This window comes from Haloparvum alkalitolerans (assembly GCF_050122995.1).
Taxonomy (GTDB): Archaea; Halobacteriota; Halobacteria; order Halobacteriales; family Haloferacaceae; genus Haloparvum; species Haloparvum alkalitolerans.
Genome location: NZ_JBNLIA010000007.1, coordinates 71754 through 96269 on the forward strand (window position 1 = coordinate 71754; position 24516 = coordinate 96269).

23 protein-coding genes and 4 pseudogenes are annotated in these 24516 nt (G+C 59.8%); 17 read left to right on the forward strand and 10 right to left on the reverse strand.

Translation table 11 applies throughout. The annotated features are described in order from the left end of the window. The first annotated feature begins 34 nt into the window (after nucleotides 1-34). Nucleotides 35-607: a hypothetical protein gene (locus ACQE3L_RS09085; protein WP_136361157.1), complete on the forward strand. Its 573-nt coding sequence runs from the start codon at nucleotides 35-37 to the stop codon at nucleotides 605-607. 13 nt (nucleotides 608-620) lie between these two features. Here ACQE3L_RS09085 and ACQE3L_RS09090 read toward each other — a convergent pair whose 3' ends face one another. Beyond that, on the reverse strand, nucleotides 621-1985 hold the full coding sequence (locus ACQE3L_RS09090; protein WP_426963451.1) for a restriction endonuclease: 1365 nt from the start codon (nucleotides 1983-1985) through the stop codon (nucleotides 621-623). A 170-nt stretch (nucleotides 1986-2155) separates the two neighbouring features. On the opposite strand from ACQE3L_RS09090, the gene ACQE3L_RS09095 reads away from it, so the two are divergent. The 6 genes and pseudogenes from ACQE3L_RS09095 (at nucleotide 2156) to ACQE3L_RS09120 (ending at nucleotide 6934) form a co-directional block, all read left to right on the forward strand. Continuing rightward, a complete protein-coding gene (locus ACQE3L_RS09095; protein WP_426963452.1) occupies nucleotides 2156-3466 on the forward strand; it encodes an RNA-guided endonuclease InsQ/TnpB family protein in 1311 nt (436 codons plus the stop codon). 139 nt (nucleotides 3467-3605) lie between these two features. Continuing rightward, nucleotides 3606-3785, forward strand: a pseudogene (locus ACQE3L_RS09100) (DUF6166 domain-containing protein); the annotation flags it as partial. A 49-nt stretch (nucleotides 3786-3834) separates the two neighbouring features. Continuing rightward, a complete protein-coding gene (locus ACQE3L_RS09105; RefSeq protein WP_426963453.1) occupies nucleotides 3835-4113 on the forward strand; it encodes a ribbon-helix-helix domain-containing protein in 279 nt (92 codons plus the stop codon). After that, nucleotides 4106-4369: a type II toxin-antitoxin system RelE family toxin gene (locus ACQE3L_RS09110; protein ID WP_426963454.1), complete on the forward strand. Its 264-nt coding sequence runs from the start codon at nucleotides 4106-4108 to the stop codon at nucleotides 4367-4369. The genes ACQE3L_RS09105 and ACQE3L_RS09110 overlap by 8 nt, the downstream gene beginning before the upstream one ends. A gap of 257 nt (nucleotides 4370-4626) precedes the next feature. Then, on the forward strand, nucleotides 4627-5451 hold the full coding sequence (locus tag ACQE3L_RS09115) for a homing endonuclease associated repeat-containing protein (RefSeq protein WP_426963455.1): 825 nt from the start codon (nucleotides 4627-4629) through the stop codon (nucleotides 5449-5451). Nucleotides 5452-5776: 325 nt separating this feature from the next. Beyond that, nucleotides 5777-6934: a hypothetical protein gene (locus ACQE3L_RS09120; RefSeq protein WP_426963456.1), complete on the forward strand. Its 1158-nt coding sequence runs from the start codon at nucleotides 5777-5779 to the stop codon at nucleotides 6932-6934. A gap of 39 nt (nucleotides 6935-6973) precedes the next feature. Here ACQE3L_RS09120 and ACQE3L_RS09125 read toward each other — a convergent pair whose 3' ends face one another. Beyond that, entirely contained in the window at nucleotides 6974-7528 is a 555-nt protein-coding gene (locus tag ACQE3L_RS09125) for a peroxiredoxin (protein ID WP_426963457.1), read from the reverse strand. 101 nt (nucleotides 7529-7629) lie between these two features. Further along, complete coding sequence (locus ACQE3L_RS09130; RefSeq protein WP_426963458.1) at nucleotides 7630-7974, reverse strand: winged helix-turn-helix transcriptional regulator; 345 nt, start codon at nucleotides 7972-7974, stop codon at nucleotides 7630-7632. A 78-nt stretch (nucleotides 7975-8052) separates the two neighbouring features. On the opposite strand from ACQE3L_RS09130, the gene merA reads away from it, so the two are divergent. After that, nucleotides 8053-9507: a mercury(II) reductase gene (gene merA / locus ACQE3L_RS09135; protein WP_426963459.1), complete on the forward strand. Its 1455-nt coding sequence runs from the start codon at nucleotides 8053-8055 to the stop codon at nucleotides 9505-9507. Nucleotides 9508-9509: 2 nt separating this feature from the next. On the opposite strand, the gene ACQE3L_RS09140 is transcribed toward merA, so the two are convergent. Next, nucleotides 9510-10064 carry an ArsR/SmtB family transcription factor gene (locus ACQE3L_RS09140; protein ID WP_426963460.1) on the reverse strand — a complete coding sequence of 185 codons (555 nt, stop codon included), beginning with the start codon at nucleotides 10062-10064 and terminating at the stop codon, nucleotides 9510-9512. 131 nt (nucleotides 10065-10195) lie between these two features. On the opposite strand from ACQE3L_RS09140, the gene ACQE3L_RS09145 reads away from it, so the two are divergent. After that, complete coding sequence (locus ACQE3L_RS09145) at nucleotides 10196-12472, forward strand: heavy metal translocating P-type ATPase (RefSeq protein WP_426963461.1); 2277 nt, start codon at nucleotides 10196-10198, stop codon at nucleotides 12470-12472. Here the strand turns inward: ACQE3L_RS09145 and ACQE3L_RS09150 are convergent. Then, on the reverse strand, nucleotides 12469-12675 hold the full coding sequence (locus ACQE3L_RS09150; RefSeq protein WP_426963462.1) for a heavy-metal-associated domain-containing protein: 207 nt from the start codon (nucleotides 12673-12675) through the stop codon (nucleotides 12469-12471). The two genes, ACQE3L_RS09145 and ACQE3L_RS09150, sit on opposite strands and share 4 nt — an antisense overlap. A 140-nt stretch (nucleotides 12676-12815) precedes the next feature. Here ACQE3L_RS09150 and ACQE3L_RS09155 point away from each other — a divergent pair, with 140 nt between their 5' ends. The 7 genes and pseudogenes from ACQE3L_RS09155 to ACQE3L_RS09185 form a co-directional block, all read left to right on the forward strand. Further along, nucleotides 12816-13031: a DUF8129 domain-containing protein gene (locus ACQE3L_RS09155; protein WP_426963463.1), complete on the forward strand. Its 216-nt coding sequence runs from the start codon at nucleotides 12816-12818 to the stop codon at nucleotides 13029-13031. A 185-nt stretch (nucleotides 13032-13216) separates the two neighbouring features. Next, nucleotides 13217-14434 (forward strand): homing endonuclease associated repeat-containing protein, encoded by a 1218-nt coding sequence (locus tag ACQE3L_RS09160; protein ID WP_426963464.1) that lies wholly within the window; start codon nucleotides 13217-13219, stop codon nucleotides 14432-14434. A 141-nt stretch (nucleotides 14435-14575) separates the two neighbouring features. Beyond that, a complete protein-coding gene (locus tag ACQE3L_RS09165; RefSeq protein ID WP_426963465.1) occupies nucleotides 14576-14923 on the forward strand; it encodes a DUF8013 domain-containing protein in 348 nt (115 codons plus the stop codon). 87 nt (nucleotides 14924-15010) lie between these two features. Continuing rightward, complete coding sequence (locus ACQE3L_RS09170) at nucleotides 15011-15958, forward strand: ArdC-like ssDNA-binding domain-containing protein (protein ID WP_426963466.1); 948 nt, start codon at nucleotides 15011-15013, stop codon at nucleotides 15956-15958. 90 nt (nucleotides 15959-16048) lie between these two features. Then, nucleotides 16049-16468: pseudogene (locus ACQE3L_RS09175) on the forward strand (hypothetical protein); the annotation flags it as partial. Nucleotides 16469-16639: 171 nt separating this feature from the next. After that, nucleotides 16640-17980 (forward strand): RNA-guided endonuclease InsQ/TnpB family protein, encoded by a 1341-nt coding sequence (locus tag ACQE3L_RS09180; protein WP_426963467.1) that lies wholly within the window; start codon nucleotides 16640-16642, stop codon nucleotides 17978-17980. Nucleotides 17981-18018: 38 nt separating this feature from the next. Further along, nucleotides 18019-18438, forward strand: a pseudogene (locus tag ACQE3L_RS09185) (hypothetical protein); the annotation flags it as partial. 54 nt (nucleotides 18439-18492) lie between these two features. Here ACQE3L_RS09185 and ACQE3L_RS09190 read toward each other — a convergent pair. Then, on the reverse strand, nucleotides 18493-19251 hold the full coding sequence (locus tag ACQE3L_RS09190) for an MBL fold metallo-hydrolase (RefSeq protein WP_426963469.1): 759 nt from the start codon (nucleotides 19249-19251) through the stop codon (nucleotides 18493-18495). A 75-nt stretch (nucleotides 19252-19326) separates the two neighbouring features. Then, on the reverse strand, nucleotides 19327-20094 hold the full coding sequence (locus tag ACQE3L_RS09195; RefSeq protein WP_426963471.1) for a helix-turn-helix domain-containing protein: 768 nt from the start codon (nucleotides 20092-20094) through the stop codon (nucleotides 19327-19329). A gap of 193 nt (nucleotides 20095-20287) precedes the next feature. Here ACQE3L_RS09195 and ACQE3L_RS09200 point away from each other — a divergent pair, with 193 nt between their 5' ends. Continuing rightward, nucleotides 20288-21358 carry an aminotransferase class I/II-fold pyridoxal phosphate-dependent enzyme gene (locus ACQE3L_RS09200; RefSeq protein WP_426963472.1) on the forward strand — a complete coding sequence of 357 codons (1071 nt, stop codon included), beginning with the start codon at nucleotides 20288-20290 and terminating at the stop codon, nucleotides 21356-21358. A gap of 152 nt (nucleotides 21359-21510) precedes the next feature. Here ACQE3L_RS09200 and ACQE3L_RS09205 read toward each other — a convergent pair. The 3 genes and pseudogenes from ACQE3L_RS09205 to ACQE3L_RS09215 all read right to left on the reverse strand — a co-directional run. After that, nucleotides 21511-21924, reverse strand: a pseudogene (locus ACQE3L_RS09205) (hypothetical protein); the annotation flags it as partial. Nucleotides 21925-21934: 10 nt separating this feature from the next. Continuing rightward, nucleotides 21935-23212, reverse strand: coding sequence for an RNA-guided endonuclease InsQ/TnpB family protein (locus tag ACQE3L_RS09210; protein ID WP_426963473.1), 1278 nt, complete (start codon nucleotides 23210-23212; stop codon nucleotides 21935-21937). Between the two features lie 169 nt (nucleotides 23213-23381). Further along, nucleotides 23382-24305 carry a helix-turn-helix transcriptional regulator gene (locus ACQE3L_RS09215; RefSeq protein ID WP_426963474.1) on the reverse strand — a complete coding sequence of 308 codons (924 nt, stop codon included), beginning with the start codon at nucleotides 24303-24305 and terminating at the stop codon, nucleotides 23382-23384. Nucleotides 24306-24516 lie beyond the last annotated feature (211 nt).

A 24516-nucleotide genomic window follows, 5' to 3' on the forward strand; every position in this document is an offset into this window, starting at 1 on the left:
AGGGGTGCCGGCGCACACGTGCCGGCGATGATCGATGTCGACACGGAGTCAACTCAGATTCGTCGAACGAGTGGACCAGGACGGCAAACCAACCGATAACGACCGCGTCGCGCAAGTGTACCGACATTCGGACGGCTACCCGGAGAGTGTGCTTCGCGATCTTGCGCAGTTGAAGGAACTTCTCGACTCGACCCGCGCCGAGCGAGGACCGGGGTACACGGCAGCGTCGTTCATGTTCCTCGACAAGCTCTCGACAATCGACCTGTATCTGGATGGTGATCCAGAACGAACAATCGACGCAGCGCAGCCAGCGGATCTCCTCGAGCCGGACAATATGGAGCACCTCGACCAGCCGATGTTCCTGCTCGGACACGGTGTCGAGAATCCGGCCGACGGGATTCACGGCGACGAAGAGTACCTCTACGTCGTCGAACTTCCGACCCGAAACCCGTTCGACGACCCCTCCGAGTGGACCGTCAAGGTGAGCGGTCACTCCGCCTTCCCGCGCTGGGATGGTCCGACCGAGGAAGCCTTCGAGCGGGCCAGCTGGCAGTTCCACGGCCCGCTTGAGCACGCGCTCGAAGAGATCGTCGCCGAGCCGGCGTGAACGCTCAGCCCGCTCAGATGATGCCGCCGATGACGAGTAGTCCGACGACGACCAGCAGCGTCGCGACAACGCTTCCCCCGGCCAGCCACTTGTTCTCCATCGCCTTCTCGTGAAGCGGCATCGCGGCGTACTCCTCGCGGAACGCTTCGAGATTCTCCTCGTCGTAGAAGTACTTCGTCTTCAGCGCGAACCGTTCCGTCACCGCACACCCCGTACAGACCGGCTCGCCTTCCAGCCGCTCCGTTTTGGTGTGGCTGGAGCAGGCGATGGCCCCGCAGTTCGGACAGTAGGTGTACGTCTCGGTTACGCCACTCGTGTCACAGTGGACGCACTGATGGATGCCGTCCTCGGCGGTCACTCTCGACGGGCCTGCCGCGTAGTACTCGTAGGGGTAGGTGTACTCCTGGACGTCGGTGGTGTGCCGAACCTCGGGGAGGTACACCGGCTCAATCGACTGGACGGAGATGTCCGAGCGGTTCGGCTCGCAGGTCTTGTTGTACGTGACGTTGTTGTCGCCGGTGTAGGTGACCGTCGTCGTGTGGTGCTGCTGGAGGCGCTCGACGGCCCAGTCCTTGTACTCCGTTTGGGTCTGCCCGAACCGTCGCTCCTCGACGTCGTCGAACACCGCTGCGAAATGCTCGGCGTCGAGATCGACCGTTGCGTGGAGGTTCTCGGTGACCAGCGTCGCGACATCCTCGTCGACGACCTGCGGCTGCCCGCGTTCAGCGTGTGCGACGAATCGGGTCCGGTCGTTGATCCGGTGGATGACGCCTACCGACGTCTCGAAGACGGCGTTCGTGTCCGCGGTGACCGCGACCACCGGGCGGAACGTCACCGATGAGTGTGGTTCTGGGAGATCGGCGGCTTCGATGTTCTCTATGTCGCGGAACGCCTCCGTGACGGCCGCGTTGACGTCGGCGGCCGGGTCGTACGGGCGGAGTGTCTCGTCGCAGAGTATCTCGATGCGCCCGTTGTAGAGGTCGAGGCCAATCTCGTCGGCGATCTCCCGGAGGTCCTCGCCGTCGAGCAGCTCGATTGGATGGGGGTCGTCGTTCTGCTGGAGGCGGTCGGCGTACTCCTGAGCAGGGTTCGTGAACCGGCCGGTCGTGACGACCATTCCGCGTTTGGGGCCGTCGAAGTCGAACGTCGCGATCGCCGAGTGGAGCTTCTGGACGACCGGCCGTCCGACCGTCCCCGTGTGCTTGCACTCGACGATGATCACACGCCGCGTGCCGTCGACGACCTCCTCCATGATGACGTCGCGACCCTCGTCAGCCGTTCGGTCGGCCTGGCGGACGTTCTCGTAGCCGAGGTTGCGGAACACGTCCTCCATCACGTCCTCGAACTCGAACCCCGAGAGATCGTCCAGTACAGCCATCCTCAATTATGTGGATAGTGTGAGGGGAATAACCATCTCTTTTGCGATGGGATAAACCGACATAGCGAACGAGGATTCACCGCCGATAATAAGCCCAAAGAGCCCACTGTTGACAAACATTAATATTTACAATTCAGACGAGTATAACCTGTTATAGAGACGTTCCACGGATGTTGGAAATCCACCGCACCCACCGAGCGCGAATCCGCAACCACTCACAGGTGGCAGAGCCACTCGACCGGCACGGGTGGAGTGCCAGCAAACTCTGGAACGTCGCCAACTACTACTCCCGCCAACAATGGGAAGACACCGGGGAGATCCCTGGTCACGAGGAACTCAAAAGCGAGCTGAAGGATCACGACAAGTACCGGGGGCTGCACAGTCAGTCCAGTCAGCGGGTTCTGGAGGAACTCGCTGAAGCCTTCAACTCGTGGTACTCCTCAGACGATGACCGGGACAACCCGCCCGGATACCGCAAACGCAACTACTACGACGACCAAGGCCGCTGCGTCCACGAAAAACACCCGCGCAGCACGGTTACGTGGAAGCAGAAGGGCATCCGACACGACCCGAAACACAATCGCGTCCGCCTCAGCAAAGGCGCGAATCACAAAGACCACCCACGGGACCGCGATTACATCCTCGTCGAATACGAGACGCGACCCGGCATCTCGGTCGAGAACCTGCAACAGGTTCGTGCCGTCTACGACAACGCGAAGGAACGCTGGGAACTCCACCTCGTCTGCAAAGACGATATTGAGACGCCAGACGCACCCGGAGAGGAGACCGCTGGCATCGACCTCGGTATCTCGAATTTCGCCGCTGTCGCCTACAGTATGGAAGAGGCCGACCTATACCCGGGTAATCAGTTGAAACAGGATGGCTACTACTTCCCGAAGGAGATTGCCAAGTGTGACGACAGTGGTGGCGAGCGGGCGACACGGCTGCACCGGAAGTGGTCTGAGCGCCGCCGGCATTTCTTCCACGCCCTCGCCAAGCACATCGTCCAGCGGTGTGTGGAGAAGGGCGTTGGCCGAGTCAACGTCGGAGATTTGAGTAGCGTGCGTGAGGATGAGAACGGTCAGGCGAAGAACTGGGGACAGCACGGCAACTTTGACCTGCACGGGTGGGCGTTCGACCGCTTCACCTCGATTCTCGAATATAAGGCGAAGGCCGAGGGGATCGAGGTCGTGGAAGTGGACGAGGGTGGGACATCGAAGACGTGTTCTGTGTGCGGGAAAGAAGACGATGGGCAGCGTGTTGAGCGCGGCTTGTACGTCTGTGAGGAGTGTGACGCAGCGTTCAACGCAGACGTAAATGGGGCGGAGAACATCCGTCTCGACATCAACGACAGCGCAAGTAACTCCGAGTCCACCTCTGGGGATAGGAGTACCGGCTGGTTGGCCCAGCCCGGAGTCTACCTGTACGACCTCTCCTGCGGATTCGAACCGCAGGCCGAGGTGGTGGACTCTAAACCTTAATATCCCAACGCTCGGGAATCCCATCTCTTCAGGGGTGGGAGGAGGTCAAGTGGACAGTACGTTGCCGAACGCTACGCCGTCCTGTTTGTGGAACCCCTCAGAGGGGTGCGGGGGTCACCGAACCGCCCGCGAGCAACGAATGAACGGGAATGTACCTGTAGCAAGTTCGGAATCGGTTCCAGTCGCATCGGCCGCTCAGTCTCACCAAGCCACAGTCGAATACGTCGGCTTCCGCGTCGACGGCCAAGCCGTCGTGCTGAACCTCTCGGAGCATCGGCGACTCTCCCTCGAGCGCAGTCTGGACCTCGTCAACCACAGTTCGCGTATCCAACCGAAGCTACTTACGTGATACAAGCGTATCACAGCATATGAGCACTGACAGCGACGCCGGGGGCGACGGTGAAATGGAGAAAATCAACGTCCGAGTGCCACAGTCGCTGCTGGCACAGGTCGACGACGTCTGGGAGGAACGTGGCTACGCGAACAAATCCGAGTTCATCCGCGACGCGCTCCGGGACGCTGTCAACCCGCCAACGCAGCTGTCTGAGGAAGCGCTGGAACATCTGTCCGAGAGCCGCAAGCAGCGGGAGCAGGGTGAGACGGTGTCGCAGGACGACGTGAAGGATCGGCTGGGCATCGATGACTGAGGTTGAGTGGACACCGAAAGCACTTGATTTGCTGGAGGCACTCGAATCGGAAGCCCAAGAGCGGTTGGTGAAGAAACTCGACGAGGCGAAAGACTGGACCTCTCATCGTCTCGAAAAGCTCACCGGGTATCCATACTACAAGCTTCGTGCTGGCGACTACCGTGCGATCATCACGTGGGATCGGGACGAGGATGTCCTAATTGTCGAAGCGGTCGGGCATCGCCGGAATATCTACGACCGTCACCTCCCACCGTAATCCGCTCTGCCTACGGACCCGCTCGGGTCGGTGACGGACCCGGTCTGATATTCAAGTACGATTCCGGTTGGTAGTGTTTATTGCCCCCGAGAGGGGTGCGGGGGAAATCACTCCCCGTCACCGAGCCATGACCGATGCAGAGTACCCTTGGCGAGACGAATCGCTCCGTTGTGGCCCCTACTGGAAGCAGGAGTTTGGGATGGGGTCGAGAGTTTATAACCCATTACGGAGGAACCGCGGAGGGAGGTGACCGAGCTTTGACCGACCATATCTGTGACTACTGTGGCGAGTCGTTTGCGACCTCCCATGAGTTGGGTGGCCACGTGACTGCTGTCCATCGTCGCGACCAGATCGTAACGGACGCGGACATAATTCTCGACGACATTCAGCGTGTCGCATACAAATTAGGAAAACCGCCGACGGCAAAGGAGATGAGCGAGCACGGAGAATACTCCCAGCGCGTCTGCCAGAACAAATTCGGGAGTTGGAACGAGGCGCTTCGTGAAGCTGGCTACGCTCCGAATCGGAAATTCCGACTTACCGATCAGGATCTGTTGGATGAGATTGACCGCCTTGCGGAGCAGCTCGGTCGCCCGCCATCGAGCGGGGAGATGGATCGGATTGGAGAGTATCACAGATGGACGTATGACCACCGATTTGGGGGGTGGAAAGAGGCACTCAACGAAGCTGGCTTCTCACAACCACAGTCCTATCAAGAACGTTCAGAGATTCCGTACGGGCCAAATTGGCCGGAGCAACGGCGGCAAGCATTGGAACGTGATGACTTCCAGTGCCAGACGCCGTGGTGTGAGATGACTCAAGCGGATCATCAAGAGCAGGTTGGGAAGGACATCTCTGTCCACCACTTGGTTCCGCGGAAGTTCTTTGTCGGCCCCGACGGGCAGTTTGACCACGAACAGGCGAATCGAGTCTCAAATCTCGTGACGGTCTGTTCGAAGCATCATCTCATCTGGGAAGCCGTCGCCCCGCAGCGATTGGATACAATTGTCGACGCCACACAACCACCAGAGCGAGGTGGGCCGGGCGGTGTTGTTCTCGCCCTACGAGGAGATGAGGGGTAACCCCCTCGTGATTCAAATGCGAAAGACGGACGAGTCTATCCCGACGCCCAATACAGACGGTCTCACGAACAGAGAACGGCTCCGGTGGCACCTCACTAGTGCCCTCGCAAGCGCCGAGTCGGCGGAAACGAAAACCCACCTCCGAGGAGCCCTTGCTACGTATCGGAATCTTCCGCCGTCACCACTCGTCGAGTGTCCGCTCTGTGGGAAAGTCGGGCTTCCAGAGCGAATCCAAACTCACGAGTGTCGACAGTCGTAGCGTCGTTTTTTGCGCCTCGATGGGTGGAGGCGCAGATCAGAACGCTTCGCGCCTTCGGAGGATGCTATGAAAGACCCAGAGGAAGCTACGGTCTTCGCAGGCCTCGATGGGCGAACCGAGACTGAACTACCCGAATGGTACGCCGAGCAACACGGCGGTCCCGAACCAATCAGCTTCAGTGAGGCGGTTCGAAACCTACCGCAGGCAGTGGATACAGCAGTCGCGTATCGCAACCCGTACAGCGACGAATGGGTCGAAACGGAGCGATTCAACGCAATTGTCGAGCCGTCGCGGTTACAAGCAGAGGCAGATGGTGACGCTGAGGAAGAGTCGTTATTCCATATCCCGACTGACTCATACTCGATCATCAACCCGGTCGACGTCTACGGACCACTGGAGGAGGTCCTCCGCGAGGAGACCATCGACGGGACGCCGCTGGGCGAGGTGATGTTCGGCGAGATTCGGCGCTACCGGGGCGGCGGCGAAGTCCACATGGACATCATGTTCGATGGCCTCGAGGTGCGCCTTCCCGGTCGATCGGACCCGATTACGATGGGCGTCACGTCGGGCTACGACTTCTTCGGCGAGCACGCCGTCTACGTGGAGGGGTTCGCCCAGGATGGCTACTGCTCGAACACGATGCGCTCGCTCACCGACAAGGAGGTTATCAAGCACGTCGGCGACGTGCGGAACTTCCGCACCTGGTGGGAGGAACTCCTCGCACAGGTCGAACTCGTCGCCGACGACCTCTTCGAGTTCATCCGAGACGCCCAGGATATCGATCTCGATTTCTCGGAGCTCCCGTTCACCGTCACGGAGTTCTACACCCTGCTGGGCTTCCCGGACTACCTGGCCGAGCGTGCCGCCGGCGATGCAGAAGCCAATGCGGCGACCCCCTTCGAGATCGATATGTGGACGCTGCATTCCGGCGCGACGTACGCCCTCACTCACTTCTTCCAGGGGAAAGAAGGGGCATCCCTCGATCAGTACGTTCGGATCGCCAACGACATCCTGTTCAACCCGGAAGGCACGATCGAGCGTGTTGAGGTGGCGTACGAGCAGCAGTTAGATACGGACGGTGACGACGGGTCGCAGGCCTCACTGGAGGGTGAACGAGCGCTGGCGAGCATCGAGCGCGTCAGCGACGACCTGCAGGAGAAAGTCGAGCAGTTCGAAGAACGCGAGGACGCGCTGCGCGAGCGATTCCAAGAGGCGATGAGCTGATTGTCAGAGCGGCGTTCACTGAGAGGATTCAAAATCAAATTAAATGAGAGGCTCCGGTTCCTCGTTATATTCGACTACTAAATCGACATCCTCAGGACCGAGTTCATCACGTTCCGCTTCCAGCGTATCAAGCGCGTCTTTAACAGGAAAGAAATCCGGCTTCTCGAGTGCATCTTCCGTCGCCCAGGCGTATCGAATCGTTTGCTCGGAATCGATAAGGAACACGGCACGCTGCGGGACGCGCTCGTGGTTCTCCCATTCGTCATAACAGACATCATACAATTCGGCAACCCGCCCGGAGCTGTCACTTAGTAACGGGAAATTGAGGCCGTATTCCTCGGCGAATGCTCGGTGGGCGTAGACGCTGTCGCCAGAAATTGCCCAGACATCGAGAGCCGGCGTCAGCTGAAACCACTCTGCATCGCGAATCGCACACAGTTCGTTTGTACAAACAGGACTGAAATCAAACGGGAAGAATACCAGCAACGCAGCCCGATCATCCGCAGTTGTCTCATCCAAGCTGTACTCGGTTTGGTCTCCGTCACGGAGGCCCGGAAGAGTAAATGACGGTGCAGACGCTCCCTCGTTTATCATGCGCCAAAGTAGCACACGAAGAAAAGATAGTCTTGGGGTCAACACTCCGATCTGAATTGTTGACCTTCAGATGCGGGATGAAATCCACTAGAACCCGTACGTCAGGAGTTCGCCGTCGCCCACTCGAGAAGGGGTTCTAATCTCGAACGAATCTCATCCCCCTCGTCAGTTAGCGCGTACTCGACGCGTGGCGGAATTTCGTTGTACTGCGTCCGTGAGACGAACCCTGCCTCCTCGAACTCGTCGAGGCGTTTCGAGATCGTGGACGTGCTCGCCGTCGGGAGATGCGCCTCAATCTCCGCGAACCGCAGTGAGTCGTGTGCGCCGATGATGCTGACGAGCTGCATCGCGTATTTCCGGCTCAACGTGTCGATAACTCCTGTGAGCGGACAGTAGCACGTCCCGTCGACATCGCACGCGGGCGCCGATGAAGTAGTATCTGCCATAGCTTCGTGGCCACCGACCTACTCTATAGCTTCGGACTCTGGAGTATAAGAACTTCCCGTCGTAAAGTAATCGCATAAATGACCCACACGTCCGACTATGATCTCGTGATTCTCGGTGGTGGTGCCGCAGCCTTCGCCGCGATCAATGAAGCGAGCCGGCGGGACCTCTCGACGGCGATGGTGAACACAGGCTTGCCAATCGGCGGGACCTGCGTGAACGTCGGCTGTGTCCCGAGCAAGCATCTGCTCGCCGTCGCTGAGAGCGGTGCCACAGCGACGGAGAATCCCTTCGACGCCGTTCGATACCCCGAGGAACCGACTGTCGACTGGGCCGACGCACTCGATGGCACCGACCAACTCGTCGAACGGTTCCGGCAGGAGAACTACATCGATGTCGCCGAGCACTTCGAGACCGACATCTACGGGGGGTACGGCCAGCTGGTGGACGACACGACTATCAATGTCGTCGACGGCGCCGACGAGGGCGCGCGCATTACTGGGAAGAAGGCGCTCGTCGCGACTGGAAGTTCACCGTGGGCACCGCCCATTGTCGGTCTAGACGACGTCGACTACTACACCAGCGAGACCATCCTCGAAGAGCGCGACCTCCCCGAAAGTATCGTGATGCTCGGTGGCGGGTACATCGCGCTCGAATGGGGCCAGATTCTCCACCGCGTGGGTGTCGACGTGACCCTCCTTCAGCGCTCCGAGCGCGTGCTGTCGGGGATGGAAGGGCAACTTGGTCGCGAGATGCAGCGCGCGTTCGAGGAGGAAGGAATTAACGTAATCACCGGCAACAGCTTCCAACGCATCCGTACGCCAGCAAGCGACGGCGGTACCGAAACGATCCAGTCAGGAGTGGTCATCGAAACAACCGTCGACGGCACCGAACGGACAGTCACCGGCGACGCCCTGTTCGTCGCGACCGGCGTTCAGCCGAACAGCGAGGGCATTGGCCTCGATACGGCAGGTGTCAAAACGAATTCCGACAGAACCATTCGCGTCGACGAGCACTTCCAAACGACGAACCCCGACATCTACGCTGCGGGCGACGTGATCGGCGAACCCGAACTGGAGACGGTCGCCGCCAAGGAGGGCAACCACGCCGTCAAGAACGCCTTCGGCGACGAGGACCTCAGCATCGACTACGATGCGGTCCCCGCAGTCGTCTTCACCAGTCCCGAGGCCGCAGCCGTTGGCACGACCGAACTCGAATACATGGACGAGCACGGCACCTGTTCGTGTCGGACCGTCCAGATGGAGGACGTCCCGCGGGGGAAGGCGGTCAAGAACACTGATGGACTCGTCCAGGTCGTCAAGCACCACGAGACCAACGAGATCGTCGGCGTCCACATGGTCGGCCCCCGTGCCGCCGACATGATCATGGAAGCTACACTGGCAGTGACGTTTGGATTGACCGTCGACGACATTATCGATACCGTCCACCCGTTCCCGACGTTCAGCGAAGCGTTCAAACAGGCTTGTCAGTCGTTCCGACGGGACACGTCGACGATGAGCTGCTGTATCGAGTGAGGTCAGTCGTCGGTCGAGAACACATCCTCGAGCGTGCCGCTCTCGCCCAGTTCGATGAGGGCACGGTTCAAAAGTTCGCGAACGATGAACTCCTCGTAGTGCTGGGTATCGCAGTATTCACAGGGTTTCATCTCGCGGGCGACCGCCTCGATCTCAGTACCGTGGTCCGCGTACAACGCCTCGATGAGGGATGTCAGCTCCTCGGACGCGGTGGACTGCGCGCCTGCGAGGGTTTCATCGGCACCCTCCGGGAGCTCGTACGAGAAGACTCGCGTGTTCGACTTGTAGTACTTCCGCGTCCCCCCACCAGCTTCCTCGAGACGGGCGATCTCAACCATCCCCGCGTCCTTCAGGACGTTCACGTGGTGGCGGACCGTTGTTTCCGCCTTCTCCTCGCCGCGACGATGCAGTTCGTCGTGAATCTCCTCGATCGTCATTTCATCGGTCGCCAGCATATCGAGGATCTTCGCCCGGACATCGTTCTCCAGCGCCTTCGCTTTTTCTGGGTCTGTCGTCACGACTTCGCGGATCGGCACATCAGATTCGAGGAGCGCCATTCTTGTGAGGAGGTAGGCGAACAACGACAGTAAGAGTAACGCCACTCTCCCGACATCGGTATTATGGCTCCGATACCGCTATAATCATTGTCGTAATGGTTTTCCGCGTCGCGCGATAACCACCACTCACGATGGGAACGACACACGAACAATTCAACGTCGGGGGAATGTCCTGCTCGTTCTGTGCCGAGAGCATCGAGAAGGCCTACGCCCGGACCGACGGCGTCGAGGACGTCGACGTGAGTCTTGCCCACGAGGAGGTACTCGTCCAGTACGACGACAACCTCTTGAGCGAAGTCGAAGTGAAGGACACACTCCGGGACCTCGGATATACCATCCGCGACCCGGATAAAGCGAAGCGTTACGAACAACAGCAGGCCGAACTCGCCGACGGGAAGCGTCGCCTCCTCCTCGCAGGCGGCGCATCTATCGTTGTCGCTGCCCTGATGGGATGGATGATTCTCGTAATGGGACGCTTCGAGTCGGCATCGCTCGCGATGGATCTGGTGACTCTGGGGCTGGCGCTTGGGACGATGTTCGGCCCCGGACGGTATATCAAACAGAAGGCGTTCCAGAGCCTGCGCCGGGGGATCTTCAACCAGCACGTCCTCCTGGAAGCGGGCGCGTTCGCAGGGCTCCTTGGTGGACTGCTTGGCCTGTTCGTGTTCCCTGGCTTCCCGACCGTCCACTTCTTCGCCGTCTCCGTGTTCATCACCACCTATCACATCCTTTCGGAGTACACCAGCCTCATCGTCCGCACGCGGGCTTCCCAAGCTGTCCAAGGCCTTCTCGACCTCCAGCCCGACACGGCACGCCGCGTCAGTGATGACGGTGATGTCGAAGAGGTCCCTGTCGACGATCTCGACGTCGATGATCGCGTCCGGGTCAAGCCCGGCGAGAACATCCCCGTCGACGGGGAGGTCGTCGAGGGTAAATCCACAGTCGACGAGTCGGTTGCCACCGGTGAGTCCATCCCCGAGGAGAAGGCCGAAGGCGACGAGGTGATCGGCGGCAGCGTCAACGAGACCGGGACGCTGCTCATCGAGGTAACTGCAACCGGCGAGGACGCGTTCCTGAACCAAGTGGCCCGCGAGATTGAGGAGGCGCGGGCGATGAAACCCGGCATCATCCAGCTCGCCGACCGCGTCCTCAAGTACTTTGTCCCAGGCGTCTTGACGATTGCCGCGCTCTCGTTCCTCTTCTGGGTGGTCGCACCGCTCGCGTGGGGAGCAGACCCCAACGTCCAGCGCGGCGCGTTCGCAGCGCTGGCTGTCCTCGTGCTCGGCTATCCGTGTGCGCTCGGGATGGCGACACCGCTCGCCCTAATTCGGGGTGGCGGGAAGGCGGCGAACCACGGCATCCTGATGCGCTCCGGTGACGCCTTCCAGATATTCCCCGACGTCGACCACATCGTGTTGGACAAGACCGGCACCATCACCGTCGGCGAACCCGCCGTCAGTGAGGTCGTCGCGTTCGGTGCCGACGAGGTGGATGTACTCACGACTGCGGCCAGTGCAGAGGCGTTCTCCGAGCATCCTCTCGCTGATGCGATCCTCGAGTTCGCCGACGAGCAAGATGTCGAGTACGCTGACCCCGATGATTTCGACTCCGTGACCGGCAAGGGCGTCCGGGCAACCGTGGCCAGCGACGACGTGCTGATCGGGAAACCGGGATGGCTTAGCGACGAGGGGATCGACCTGTCGAAGGAGGGCGACGACATTGAGCGACTTCAGGGCCGCGGCCTCACCGTTGCCGGAGTTGTTCGTGATGGTGACCTCATCGGCCTGATCGGCATCGGCGACGAAATCAAAGCAGACGCCGCCGAGACCAGCCGGCGGATTCGCGACGCCGGCATCACGCCCGTGATGATCACCGGGGACAACGAGCGCACCGCCAACGTGGTCGCCGACGAGGTCGGCATCGACCGCGTTATGGCAGACGTCTTACCCGACGAGAAACGCGAAGAGATCGGTCGCCTACAGGAAGCCGGCCACCGCGTAGCCATGGTCGGCGACGGCATCAACGACGCTCCCGCACTCACGCAGGCCGATATCGGGATCGCCATCGGCGCCGGGACCGACATCGCCATCGAATCGGCGGACATCGTCCTGATGGGCGACCGGCTTGGTGGCGTGATGGACGCCTACGAGATCGGGAACGAGAGCTACCGGAAGACCCGTCAGAACCTCGCGACGGCCTTCGCGTTCAACGGGCTCGGTGTCGCCGCCGCGACCACGGGGCTCGTTCACCCAGTGTTCGCGATGCTCGCGATGGTGCTGTCCGTCTCGGCCGTCCTCGCCAACAGCTTCGCTGGTCAACTCCTCTCCGGCGAGGGTGTCAACACCGAGTTCGCCCTCGACGACCGCACCGACGGCGAGCGTGGAGACGGCCGATTGACAGCCGATTAAGCCTTTATGTCGTAGCCAGCCTGTTCGATTGCCGCGTTCACGTCGTCGTCTGAGACTCCATCCTCGAGGACGACGTCGACCGTGTTAGCGTCGTGGTCGGCCTCGACCCGATTCACACCATCGAGGTTTCGCAGGGCGGTCTCCACGTTCTGTTCGCACCCGTTGCAGGACATCCCGGTGACGGAGATCGTCTTTCGCTCCATACGGGCCTGTAAACACTCGCGGGGAATGACCATTACGGTAACCGTTGTATCAGTTTCACCCCTTTTAGAGGGGAGGGGAGGGGGCGTTATCGTCCGGAGAGTTGTTTGTGTCGGCCCCAAAGGGGTGGAGGCTCTTCGAGATGGGGACCACTGACGACAAAGAGAGTAACGAATTCCCTCCAGAGAAGCGTCTGGAAGCGCCGAACACACGCCTGATCAAGGCAGGGATCGCGACGATTCCCGATATGGAGACCCTACAAGAGTGTGTTGCCTACGAGAACACCCACCAGAATCGAACTCAGATCCTGCGCCGGCTCAAGTGGAAGGCCGAAGAGCTGCGTGAGGGCGAAGAGTAAGCTCTGTTCTTAACCAACATACTCCACGTAAGTTTCCCTATTGTTGGTTAACTGCCTGAGTCTCGGTTTTTCGGGCCCCTGAATGGGTACGGGGCAGCCAGTATCGATGACGGATCACAGACACCAGAACGGACATTCAAATACCGAGCCAGAACCAAACTGAGTGACTCAGTCCCCCAGAAATCATGGGCAAGAAGCTGTACTCAGACGATGAACTGGTCAATCGGCTCCAGAAGTTCGCTGAGGAACTCGGTCGTCCTCCGTCGCAGAGTGAGATGGACGATTCAGGACCTCATGCTTCGAAGACGTACGGAGACCGATTCGGGTCGTGGAATAACGCACTCGAGGCTGCCGGACTTCAAACAGGAACGAACGACCCAAACGGACGACCACTGACTCCCGAAGAGGATCTTCTCGCAGATCTCAAATCGGTTGCTGACATTGTAGGGGGAACTCCGTCAGAGCGAGAATACAGTAATCACGGAAAGTATTCGGTGAAGACATACTGTAAGCGATTTGGAGGGTGGAATTCAACACTACAGGCGGCCGGTTTTGAACCGAACGTCGAAATGAACCTCTCCGAGGAGGCACTCATTACTGCCTTACAGGCGTTCGCTGAGAAACTGGGTCGACCGCCCACGGCAGATGAGATGGACCGGAGTGGCCCCTACACCTCGGATTCGTACAAGCGAGCGTTTGGAACCTGGAATCGTGCTCTTCGACACGCTGGGTTGGAAGTCCACTCCGTGTGGAATGTGAGCGAAGAGGATCTGATATCGGAACTCGACAGTCTCGCCGAAGAGCTAGGCCATGTCCCTCGGAAGGATGAGATGCGGAACCAAGGGAAATGGAGTGCAGCAGTCTATCAGGAGCGATTCGGTTCGTGGAATGAAGCTCTCCGAGCTGCCGGCTTCGAGCCAAATGAGCGGTGGCGAATTCCACGAGAGGAGTTATTAGCCGAACTGCGGACTGTTGCGAATGAGCTGGGCCACCCACCGACAACGACGGAGATGAGCGAACAAGGGAAGTTCTCCCTCGTTCCGTATCAGCGTGAGTTCGGAACGTGGCGAACGGCCCTTCAAGCGGCCGACCCGGACTATCTAGAAAACTACCGGCAGTCTGATACTGAGACAGTTCCGTTTGGCTCGGACTGGCCACAGATTCGTGAGGAGATCATAGTCCGTGACAACGAGTCCTGTCTACGCTGCGGTATGGGCCGCGAAGCTCACCGCGAGAGGTTTGGACGTGATCTTCCGGTTCACCATCGGGTTCCTCGACGCCGGTTCTACGACGACCCAGACCAGTCGGTCGACGATGCAGATGTGCCGAGTAACCTGCTGACTCTCTGTATCCCATGCCATCGCCGCCTCGAACGGCTGCCAGTCCAACCAGTAGTTGACTAACAAGCGAAGTCCCACGTTCAGCACAAAGGTATCTGCCGGCGAGCAGAGCGTCTACCTTCCGCCAGCGTGACTTCGCGACCTGTTTTTCGTGCCCCCAGAGAGGGCGAGGGCTCCTTCGAAAGCTCTCAGAGGTGACTTCCAGTGAGTCAACAACAGAGTCCCGACAACGTCTCGGTCGACGATATTCCCGTCGATATCGACAACACGCAATCAGCGGAGGTCGATCCCGCCGACATCCCTGACGAAATCGAATCCATCACCCGTGGGCTCACCGGTGAGCAGCCGCCGACGAATCCGCTGGTCGTGCTGAAAGCGGCCCGGTGGTGGTACATTCACGGCAAGGGCGGCACGGATCCCGCCTTCCAGTGGGCCATCGAGTGGGCGCGTCATCTTGCGACCGACACGCCCAGTGACGTCGAGCGGTTCGACGAGTTCCTCGAGTACCTCGTCACGGTCGGCTTCGCGGACGAACGCCACGAGCTCCGCTGACCGACAGAGCGGTTTTTTAAACGCCCCTGAGGGGTGCGGCGCGGTCTGAGCAGACGCAGTTGCCGTGAACTTGATTCGGTGAACCCAATGGCTACGACCAGTGATTCGTCGGTCTCCTTCGACCAGACCGACACGCGATCCGACGAGATGAACAGTACGATCGAACAGTGGATCGACGACCTCGTCGCCGGCGTCGACGACGCGCAGGCCAGCGCGGAGTTCCAGGAGTGGCTTGACGTCCAGAGTCGATTCCACGACTACTCCTACCGGAACACGCTCCTCATCAAGCGGCAGTGTCCCGAGGCAACCCGCGTGGCTGGCTACCGGACGTGGCAGGAGGAGTTCGACCGCCACGTCAAGGAGGGTGAGTCGGCCATCTGGATCTGGGCGCCGATCATCACCAAGCAGTGCCCGGAATGCGAGAACTCGCCGAGCTACCACGAGGACAGCGACTGTGAGTACGACGAGACGCCGCCCGAGGAGTGGTCCGAGGGCCTGGTGGGGTTCAAGCCCGCGCCGGTGTTCGACGTCTCCCAGACCGAAGGTGAGCCGCTTCCCGACCTGGACACGGAAGCGACTGGGGACGCCGGCGACCTCGTCGAACAGTTGACTGGCGCCGCTGACGACCTCGGCGTGACGGTGCGGATCGTTCCAGCTGAGGAGTGGACCCACGGCGAGGCGAAGGGCATCTGCGAGCAGCTGAGTCTCGTCGACGTTCAGCCGCTCGTCGAGGTGCGTGATCGGGAGAACGAGGCCGACCTCGCGCGAACGCTGATTCACGAGTACGCTCACGCCCTGCTCCACTTCGACGTCGACGACGACACCGAACGGGCGAAACGCGAGGTCGAGGCCGAAGCCGTCGCCTACGTCGTCGGGCGTTACTGTGGGTTGGACACCAGCGGGTCGGCGTTCTACCTCGCTGCGTGGGAGTCGGATAACCCCGAGGCCGTTCGCGAGCGGCTCGGACGGATCAGTTCCACAGCAGAAGATCTCATCGACTTGCTCGAAAGCGAATCTTCGTCCCAATCCAGTTAACCAACAGAGTGATGGATTCCTTCCGCTCTGTTGGTTAAGTTTTTCAGCGCCCGCGGAGGGGCGGAGGCGCGTTCTGACCTCCGTCGAATGATGACTGAACCCTATCTCACGACGGTCCTCGAGGAAGCCGAGCACGTCGCCGAGCAGCACGACCAGGTCGCTCGAACGACAGACAACCAAGCCCACGAGTACCTCCGATACGCCGCCCTCCGAGTGCTCGAAGACGAGGCGGATCACCTCCCAGCAGACTGGACGCCGATCGATGGCGTGACCGTCGGCTACGGGAGAGACGAGGCGATGTTCGACAGCTGGGGCTCTAGCGAAGACAGGTGGGAGACCGTCCCGCCGCAAGAAGCGTGTACACGCTTCCGGGTGTTCTTCCCGGACGACCACCAGACGGTTCCCCGTGACATCGTCGACGTGATGGCCGCGCTCGGTTCCTGGCGCGTCTGGACTGGGTGCGCAGCCGCGTGCGGCTCCTACGACCATCGCGAGCGCCGCGAGGTCCACCTTTCGACAGCGAGAGAGTCCCGCCGTTCGTGGCGGGCGTGAATCGCGTAAGCTCCGATGGGAACCACTGCGTCAATGCTGATCTTGATTCTCCAACGAGATGATTAGGTTCTACTTTCAACGTGGTTGGCTGACGTTCAAGTTCCAAACGAACATATCTGGAAATGGCTGATGAAGCGCACCAACACGTTCGCCGTGCGTCCCCTCTCCGATACGGGAGAGCAGCTGCTACGGAACCTGTTGGACGCTTCCGCCGCTCTCTGGAACGAAGTCAACTATCAACGCCTCATGCGCTACAACGACGAAGACGGCTTTGAGGACGAAGACGTGTGGGACACCGACACCGGCAGTCTCGAAGGCAAGTACAAAGGTGTGCTTGGCGCGTCCACCGCCCAGCAGGTGATACGCAAAAACAGCGAAGCGTGGCGCGGGTTCTTCGATACAAAGAAGGCGTACCACGACAGGTCGAGCACATCCGTTACCGAACATCCGGAACCGCCGGGCTTCCGTGGTAACAAAGACGATGGGCGTGTCCTCAAAGGCGTCATTCGCAACGACGCATACACTGTTGAGTGGGACGAGCGATCCCGCCTTGAGATACTTGTTGGGAGCGAGTTGAAAGACCGATACGATCACACCGGGCGTCTCCGACTCGAAATCGCTGGCGACCCGAATTGGCCCGACTACGAGAAACAAGGACGATTGGACCTGTGGTATGACGAGACTGACAGCATCTTCCGAGCTTCCCAACCCGTGACTGTTACAGATGCACGGGAGACTCCACTGGCCGACGAGAAGGCCGCTCTGGATATTGGTGCGAACAATCTCGTCGCCTGTACCACCACAACCGGCGACCAATACCTGTACGAAGGTCGGGACCAGTTCAACCGCTTCCGTGAGACAACGCGAGAAATCGCCCGGTTACAGTCCAAGCTACAGGACGGCCAATACAGTAGCGAGCGTATCCGACGGCTGTATCGGAAGCGAACCCGCCGCCGCGACCATGCACAGGAAGCGTTGTGTCGTGACCTAATCGAACGGCTGTATGAGGACGGCGTAGACACGGTGTTTATCGGTGGACTGACCGACGTGCTGGACACGCATTGGTCGGTCGAAACCAATGCCAAGACACACAACTTCTGGGCGTTCAAGCAGTTTACTGAGCGGCTAGCATGTACCGCTGAGGAATACGGTATCTCGGTCGAAGTACGGTCGGAAGCGTGGACAAGCCAGAAGTGCCCGCAGTGCGGTTCAACAGACCGAACGAAACGACATCAGGACACACTAACGTGTCCGTGTGGATTCGAGGGGCACGCCGACCTCACAGCGTCAGAGACGTTCTTGAAGCGGCACACAGAGAAGGCAGTCAGGTCGATGGCACGGCCCGTGCGGTTCAAGTGGGACGACCACAACTGGTCGGGGACACCACACCCTCACGAAAGTCCCAAAGAACAGCGCACAAACCCGAGTACCGTCCACCGTGACGGGAATGTTGCCTCCGGCGAGTCCTAGACCGGCTGAGACTCCCACGGAGGAAACCCCGGCATTCACGCCGGGGAGGATGTCATCTGTGGCCGGAAGGCCATCCGGTGGAGAAAGTGCTCCACGAGCGGCTCAGTGGCCCTACGGAAGCCGTCGCGCCGGACGGGGGTCGAACGGGCGACGTTCGCGACCGACTGGTCGTCGACGAGAACGCAGAGTCACAGGACGATCTCGAGCCCCGCACGAAGCGTGCCATCGCCGAAGCGATGGACGTCTCACTCCTCTCGAAAGGTGGCCGCTACGAGGTGCAGTCCGCGTCCGGCAACAGGTACGAAGTCGACGTCATCGACGAATCGTGTACCTGTCCCGACTGGCAGCAGCGCTCACCCGAAGGCGGCTGTAAGCATCTGCGTCACGTCGATCACGAGATCAAACAGGGTCGTGTTCCACGTCCGGATGGTCGGCTCCCAGCTGAGCTAGCGAAGTAACCACCCCGAACCAGTGGTTACAACAGGAGACAGTTGTAGACGGGCGTTCCCGCGTTATAGACTGAACCGCTCGCCGTCCTCGGGAACGTGTACATCCTCTGTCTCTGCCCGCAGTTCCTCGCGCGACAGCAAGCAATGGTTGATCGCTTCCATATGGACGACCACGATCTCGGCGTCAGTGGCTTCGCGGACAGCGTCGACGTCCTCGACGCCCATCGTGATGGATTCACCCTGATCGAACTGCGCTTCACCGCCATTGAGAACGACCAGATTAGGTTCGTACTGGTCAAGTGTCTCTTCGACCGGCTCGTACCAGATCGTGTCCCCGGCGACATACACTGTCTCGTCGGCCTCGAAGACGAAGCCCGAGACCGGGCCCATTCCCTCGGCGAGTTCGCCGTGCCCGTGCTGGCCCGGCGTCCGGTGGATAGTGATGCCCTCGAAGGAGGTCTCGTCGTCGACAGGCCGAACGTCAGTGAAGCCCTCGTCAGTGAAGGCGTCGGCCTCCTCGGGTTGACAGAACAGCGGAACGCCGGCATCGAGTTCCTTTCTGGCCGCCTCGTCCCAGTGATCGGGGTGACGGTGCGTGACTACCACTGCGTCGTAGGTGAGATCAACGTCAGGCAGCGGAACAAGCGGATTCCGGTCCTGATTCGCCGTGGTGAGGAACTCTGGAACTGCCGGGTTGTCTGTCACCGTCGGCATCTCACCCTGCGGCGTGAACATCGGGTCCACGAGGAACGTCGTGTCACCGACGTCCAGGAGGATAGTCGCGTTGCGAATCAGCTGAACACTCGCACCAGTCGTTGCCATACTCGGGCCTACGAGAGACATCGGGGTGGGATTTACTTCGACATATTCCAACCGTCGAGGAGTTCGACGTGCTGTCTACTGGATGAACTCGATGTCCTCGGGATCGAGATCTACGTCGAGGTCGACGTCGAGCGAATCGGAGGCGAACTGTTGTGCCAACCACGCCTCCGCTCGGTTGAGACGGTACTGGAACGTCGACCGTGACACACTGACGTCTTCGGCGATTTCCGCTACCGATTGCTGCCGTGGCTCTTCGTAGTACCCACGTTCGATTGCTGCTTCAAGCGCAGACTTCTGTTCGGGCGTGAGGGTTTGCTGGACGCGACCGTCTTCGAGCAAGCACGGCGGCGTGCCAAGTCGTTCAACAGTAAGCAACAACCCCTCTCGCAGATTCGCTCGGACATCCTCGTGAATCGCTGATACTGTCCCGTCGATAAGCATCCGCCACCGGTATTGGTCGCCACGCCGCTCCGTGCGCATTATCAACCCCTCGCCGATGTGCTTCGCCGCGACCAAGGGAATCGACCGTGAACCATCACCTTCCCGGCGAAGCCAGTGAATCTTCCGTGATTCCGCATTCGACGAGAGGATCGTGTATTCGTATTCAGTCACGGGTGCCCCACACATTCCGGTTGTGCCCGGAGAATCAGCGACGCGTTCCAGTGCGTCGTCGAACTCGTCGAGGACAGCAGCGGGGCCGACGACCTTCTCAATACCCCACACCGCCTCGTTGGTCGCACTGATCTCCATCGACCGGGCATACAGATCCGGATTGTCGATGAAAAGATCCATCACCCCGTCAGCCCCCTTCTCGTATTCAACTGTGAAGACGAATTCCCGCATGATACCGACCGTTCGGGCTTGCTGGATAAAACCTGCTTGACGGCTCTGCTGAAATCCAATGTGTTCAACATTATTGCCGCTTTGACAACCGTTAGACAGGTGCGATGTACCACGATACTTTACAATATAGAGTTATTCAGGATGGCTCTGTTTGATACAGAGGGTATATACTTCTCTCTGAGAATGTTCTCACATGGAGTTGCCCCCTTTTGAACTGGAACGGTGGCTTGACGAATACGAACCGGACGCCGACCTGATGCTCGCCGAAAGTGGCGTTCGGAGTCTCCCTGTCGACCGTTTCGACCTCGACGTCGGTGAACTCGGCTACGTGATTCCTACGGATGGATCTCCAGAGTTCAGAGCAGACATTGCTGAGCGGTACGACCGTGATCCCGAAGAGGTCGTTCTTACGTGCGGCACACAGGAGGCGGATTACCTCACCTTCATGGGGCTTCTCAGCGACGGGGATCACAGCGTCGTCGTCTCACCGACCTATCAGTCACTTGCGAGCGTCCCTGCCGCTATCGGTGACGTGACTGAAGTCCGAACCGAACCTCCGAAATGGAACCTCTCCGTCGATGCTGTCGCGGACGCGATGCGCCTGGATACTCAGTTAGTCGTCCTCACCAACCCGAGCAACCCGACGGGGAAGTACCTCGGGCCGGAGACGATGCAAGCGTTGTACGACCTCGTCGAGGAGAACGATGCGTACCTCCTCGTCGATGAGGTGTACCGGATGCTTGCCGACGATCCGCACGCCCCGGCTGCGTCACTCGGGCCACGAGCGATTTCGACCGCTGGCGTCTCGAAGTCGTACGGCCTCGCGGGCGCACGTCTTGGGTGGGTCGTCGCGGACAGAGAACTCGCGGACACGGTACGGAAATGGAAGGACTATACGACGATTTCACCGCCGCTGCTCGGTCAGCACATCGCTCAGCAGGCACTCGGTGAGCAAGAAGCCGACATTCTCGAAGCAAACCGTACTCACGCGAAGTCGAATCGGGACCTCGTCGCCGAGTTCGTTGAGCGCCACGATCTCGACTGGTTTGAGCCGACGGGCGTAAACGGCTTTCCGACCATTCCCGACGGGTTCGAGACTGGGAAGGAGTTTTGTCGGTCAGTGTTTAAAGCCGAGAGCGTCGTTCTTGCGCCCGGTGATGTCTTTGGATATCCGAACCGGTTCCGAATTGGGTTCGGTCTCCACACTGATGAACTCGAAGAAGGGCTTGAACGGGTCGGTCGCCATATCAAAAGCCGTAATTGACGATAGTTACCCCCAGTTCGTGAGTAACGAGACTTTATCTGCGTGTCTCCTCGTTTTTGACCTCTGTACGTACGTGCTTGATGTACCCGCGACTCATTAGATGATGACAGCCGCCATCAGTTGCAGTTCGAGGTAACGATGTTGGGAGTTATTTACTCGACGGGACGGACTGTGTCGCCATCTCGACGGACCCGGTCGAATGATGAGAGATACGCGAGCCGGTCGTAAACCTCGTCGGTATCCAGCTCCAGTTCGTCGGCCAGTTCGTCGATGGTCATCGGCTCGTCGAGTGCCTGGAGGACTTCGAGCCCCCGGTAGTACCTATTCGTGAGCTCCTGGACGCGGGCCTCGATAGGCGTGGTCACTCCGTACCGCTCCTCGAGTTCGACCAGGGCCTCGTTCGCGAACGTAGCAAACTGATCGTCCCCCAGGCGTTCGATCTGGGCTTCGAGTTCATCTCGGACGACGTCGTAATCGAGGCCGGCCTGCACGAGCATATTCATGTCCTCGATGTCGTCGTCGCGGCCTGCGATCGCCTTGAACAGGAAGATATCCTCGTTGGTAAGCTGCTGCACCCTACTTTGCTCGGTCTGACGACCTCGCTTCGTTGTGGGTGGGGCTTTCGCGTGGACTCCCACTCTGGCCGGAATCTCCGGCAGGAGGTTCATACCCTCCGTTCGCGTTCAACATCCCGCGATTCAGGCGCACGCCTACGGGTGCGCCTCCGCCGCCTCCAGTTTGGTTACGACGGAGATACCGCAAGCCGATGTTCTTCGCAGCGTTGTAGTCGGCGTGGTTTTCGTAGCCACACTTCAGGCACAAAAAGTCCTCACCGTCACGGTTGTCCGGGTGGGTGAACCCACACTCAGAGCAACGGCGAGACGTATTCTCCGGATCAACCTGTACCACGTCGATACCGTGCAATTCGACTTTGTATTCGACGTACTCGTACAATCGTTCGAACGCCCACTTGTGCCCCCACGACGCTTCTGGCAGTCGGTCACGGATACCGGTCAACTCCTCGAATGCGATGACTGCGACTCCGTTCTCGGCGGCTTCATCTATGATTCCGTCGGCAATCCGGTGGAGCATCATGTTGAACCGGCCTGTCTCCTTCCGTCCGACCGACTGGATGTTTCGGTGGGCGTAGCGCGAACCACATTGCTGGAGCGAGGCCCGCCGCTTCTCGTACTCCTGGCGCCAATGGTCGAACTCGCTACCGCTCCAGAAGGTGCCTGTTGAAGTGACAGCAAGTTGGTTCACACCGAGGTCAACGCCGAGGACTGTACTGTGCTCGGTTGTTGCCTGTTCTGGCGTGTCAGACTCCACCTCCGCCTTTGTGCGTAGATGAAGGAACCACTCGCCGTCCCTGAGGTGCAATTCTGCGCCCGTCACCTCGTAATCGTCGTTGTCGAGATACCGACTGTGGGGTGTATCACGATTGTCGTCGGGAAGGACGTACTCGATCTCGATGCGCCCGTCAACGGTTGCCAGCGACACGTACTGGTCGTGGAAGGTCGCACACCGCTTGTCGTAGACGACCGTTGGCTTCGAGAGGTGTGGCTTGCTCGCGTACTCGCCCTGTTTCCAGCGGGCGACGACGCTCTGTACGGCGTCGGCGGCCTTGTTGCGAGCGTTCTGGACGAGGTTGGCGTGCAACCGCGTTTGCTCGCGCACGTCGTCGTAGGTTTCTTCCTGCAGCTGGGCCTTGCTCGTGATCTTGTATTCGCCCTGCCAGGCGTGGTCTACGACGTAGTTGGCAGCCCATAGAAATTCGTCTACAGTCTCGCGAAGAAGCGCGGCCTCGTCGATGTCCACGTCGAGTTTAACCGGGACGGTACGCCGCACTTCCATACGTCAGATGTGTGCCTAATGGTTTATCAACATTGGGAGAATATTGAGAACAGTCTGTGGTCTATGTCGAGGGTTTTCAGCGTCTTCTTCCGATTCGTTCGCTTCGCTCACTCCCTGAGACCAGGATCTCCGTCTCGAAGCTACTGACCAGCCGAACCGTCGGTCGATTTTACAGTAGATCCACCTCGTAGTCAGCCGCCAGCTCCTGAAACTCGTCCCACTCCGGGAGTCGCTCGTCGTCGACCTCGCCGTGCGTCTCGAGGTAGCGCAGCAAGGCGTCGATATCGTCTTCGAGGCCATACTTCGCCGCCTGCTCTCGGAGGTCCGCCTCGTCGACGTCGACGTGGCTGAGCAGGAGGAGACAGTACGAACGGTGGCGACTGCCGTCGTCGATTAACAGCGTGTGACAGCAGAGTGCCGCCGGCGAGACTGCGTCGAGCTCCTCGGAGTAGACGTAGTAGCGGTGGCCGGTGAGCAGAAACTGGAGGTCGAAGGCTGCAAATCGAGCGAGGCCGGTTTCGTGGAACGCCGCCACGTCGATCTCCGTCTCGGTCTGGGCGAGGAATTCGTCGTAGTCTTCCCAGAGAATCGTGCCCTTCGGGGCGACGGCTTCGAGGCGTTGACGATGCAGATGGTGTGCGAGTTCACGGGCGAACTCGTGGAGGCGGTCGAAGTCGGCGTTGAACTCGTAATAGCCGTCGACGGTCCCGACGAGCCCACGGTCGCGAAACCGCTTGAGGACGCGGTTGACCGTGTTGCGGTAGTTGTCGCTCCGGTCGGCGATCTCGGAGACCGTTCGCGGCTGGTTGAAGTAGTACAGCACCTCGAGTGCCTTGCCGGTCAGCAGCTCGGGGAACTCGATGTGGGAGTGCTGACGAACGAGGTCCTGATAGAGCTCGACGGCGCGAGCATCCGACGGGATGACTCGTTTTCGGCGGCCGTCGCGTTCCGTGTAGACGAGCCCCTTCTCGACGAGGTCGCCGACGGCACGAGAGAGGTAGCTCTCGCTGTGGTCGAGCTTCGTCGCGAGCTCGGAGATCGTGTCGCCGCGGTCGACCGTGGCGAGGACCTCGAGTTCGATGCGCCGGAGCACGGTGTAACATAGTACGAAACTTGTTTATAAATAAGCTTCGAGATTTGTTACAGCTCGTCGAAGCGGAGCGGTCACAAACGGGTCTAGTCTCGGCACCGCTCGTGGTGTTTTTGCGCGCCCGCGGAGGGGCGGAGGCGCAGACAGGCCTCCAGAGAACCATGAGTACTGAAAGTTGCACAACGGTTCAGTCCGGTGGACAGCGAGCAGCCGG

Bases quoted from the DNA above. Each gene is read 5' to 3' on its own strand.
- ACQE3L_RS09200 (WP_426963472.1), top strand. From the start codon at position 20,288: ATGGAGTTGCCCCCTTTTGAACTGGAACGGTGGCTTGACGAATACGAA.
- ACQE3L_RS09090 (WP_426963451.1), bottom strand. From the start codon at position 1,985: ATGGCTGTACTGGACGATCTCTCGGGGTTCGAGTTCGAGGACGTGATG.
- ACQE3L_RS09130 (WP_426963458.1), bottom strand. From the start codon at position 7,974: ATGGCAGATACTACTTCATCGGCGCCCGCGTGCGATGTCGACGGGACG.
- ACQE3L_RS09125 (WP_426963457.1), bottom strand. From the start codon at position 7,528: ATGATAAACGAGGGAGCGTCTGCACCGTCATTTACTCTTCCGGGCCTC.
- ACQE3L_RS09155 (WP_426963463.1), top strand. From the start codon at position 12,816: ATGGGGACCACTGACGACAAAGAGAGTAACGAATTCCCTCCAGAGAAG.
- ACQE3L_RS09085 (WP_136361157.1), top strand. From the start codon at position 35: ATGTCGACACGGAGTCAACTCAGATTCGTCGAACGAGTGGACCAGGAC.
- ACQE3L_RS09195 (WP_426963471.1), bottom strand. From the start codon at position 20,094: ATGCGGGAATTCGTCTTCACAGTTGAATACGAGAAGGGGGCTGACGGG.
- ACQE3L_RS09095 (WP_426963452.1), top strand. From the start codon at position 2,156: ATGTTGGAAATCCACCGCACCCACCGAGCGCGAATCCGCAACCACTCA.
- ACQE3L_RS09160 (WP_426963464.1), top strand. From the start codon at position 13,217: ATGGGCAAGAAGCTGTACTCAGACGATGAACTGGTCAATCGGCTCCAG.
- ACQE3L_RS09120 (WP_426963456.1), top strand. From the start codon at position 5,777: ATGAAAGACCCAGAGGAAGCTACGGTCTTCGCAGGCCTCGATGGGCGA.
- ACQE3L_RS09180 (WP_426963467.1), top strand. From the start codon at position 16,640: ATGAAGCGCACCAACACGTTCGCCGTGCGTCCCCTCTCCGATACGGGA.
- ACQE3L_RS09190 (WP_426963469.1), bottom strand. From the start codon at position 19,251: ATGGCAACGACTGGTGCGAGTGTTCAGCTGATTCGCAACGCGACTATC.
- ACQE3L_RS09140 (WP_426963460.1), bottom strand. From the start codon at position 10,064: ATGGCGCTCCTCGAATCTGATGTGCCGATCCGCGAAGTCGTGACGACA.
- ACQE3L_RS09145 (WP_426963461.1), top strand. From the start codon at position 10,196: ATGGGAACGACACACGAACAATTCAACGTCGGGGGAATGTCCTGCTCG.
- ACQE3L_RS09105 (WP_426963453.1), top strand. From the start codon at position 3,835: ATGAGCACTGACAGCGACGCCGGGGGCGACGGTGAAATGGAGAAAATC.
- ACQE3L_RS09150 (WP_426963462.1), bottom strand. From the start codon at position 12,675: ATGGAGCGAAAGACGATCTCCGTCACCGGGATGTCCTGCAACGGGTGC.
- ACQE3L_RS09110 (WP_426963454.1), top strand. From the start codon at position 4,106: ATGACTGAGGTTGAGTGGACACCGAAAGCACTTGATTTGCTGGAGGCA.
- ACQE3L_RS09170 (WP_426963466.1), top strand. From the start codon at position 15,011: ATGGCTACGACCAGTGATTCGTCGGTCTCCTTCGACCAGACCGACACG.
- merA (WP_426963459.1), top strand. From the start codon at position 8,053: ATGACCCACACGTCCGACTATGATCTCGTGATTCTCGGTGGTGGTGCC.
- ACQE3L_RS09210 (WP_426963473.1), bottom strand. From the start codon at position 23,212: ATGGAAGTGCGGCGTACCGTCCCGGTTAAACTCGACGTGGACATCGAC.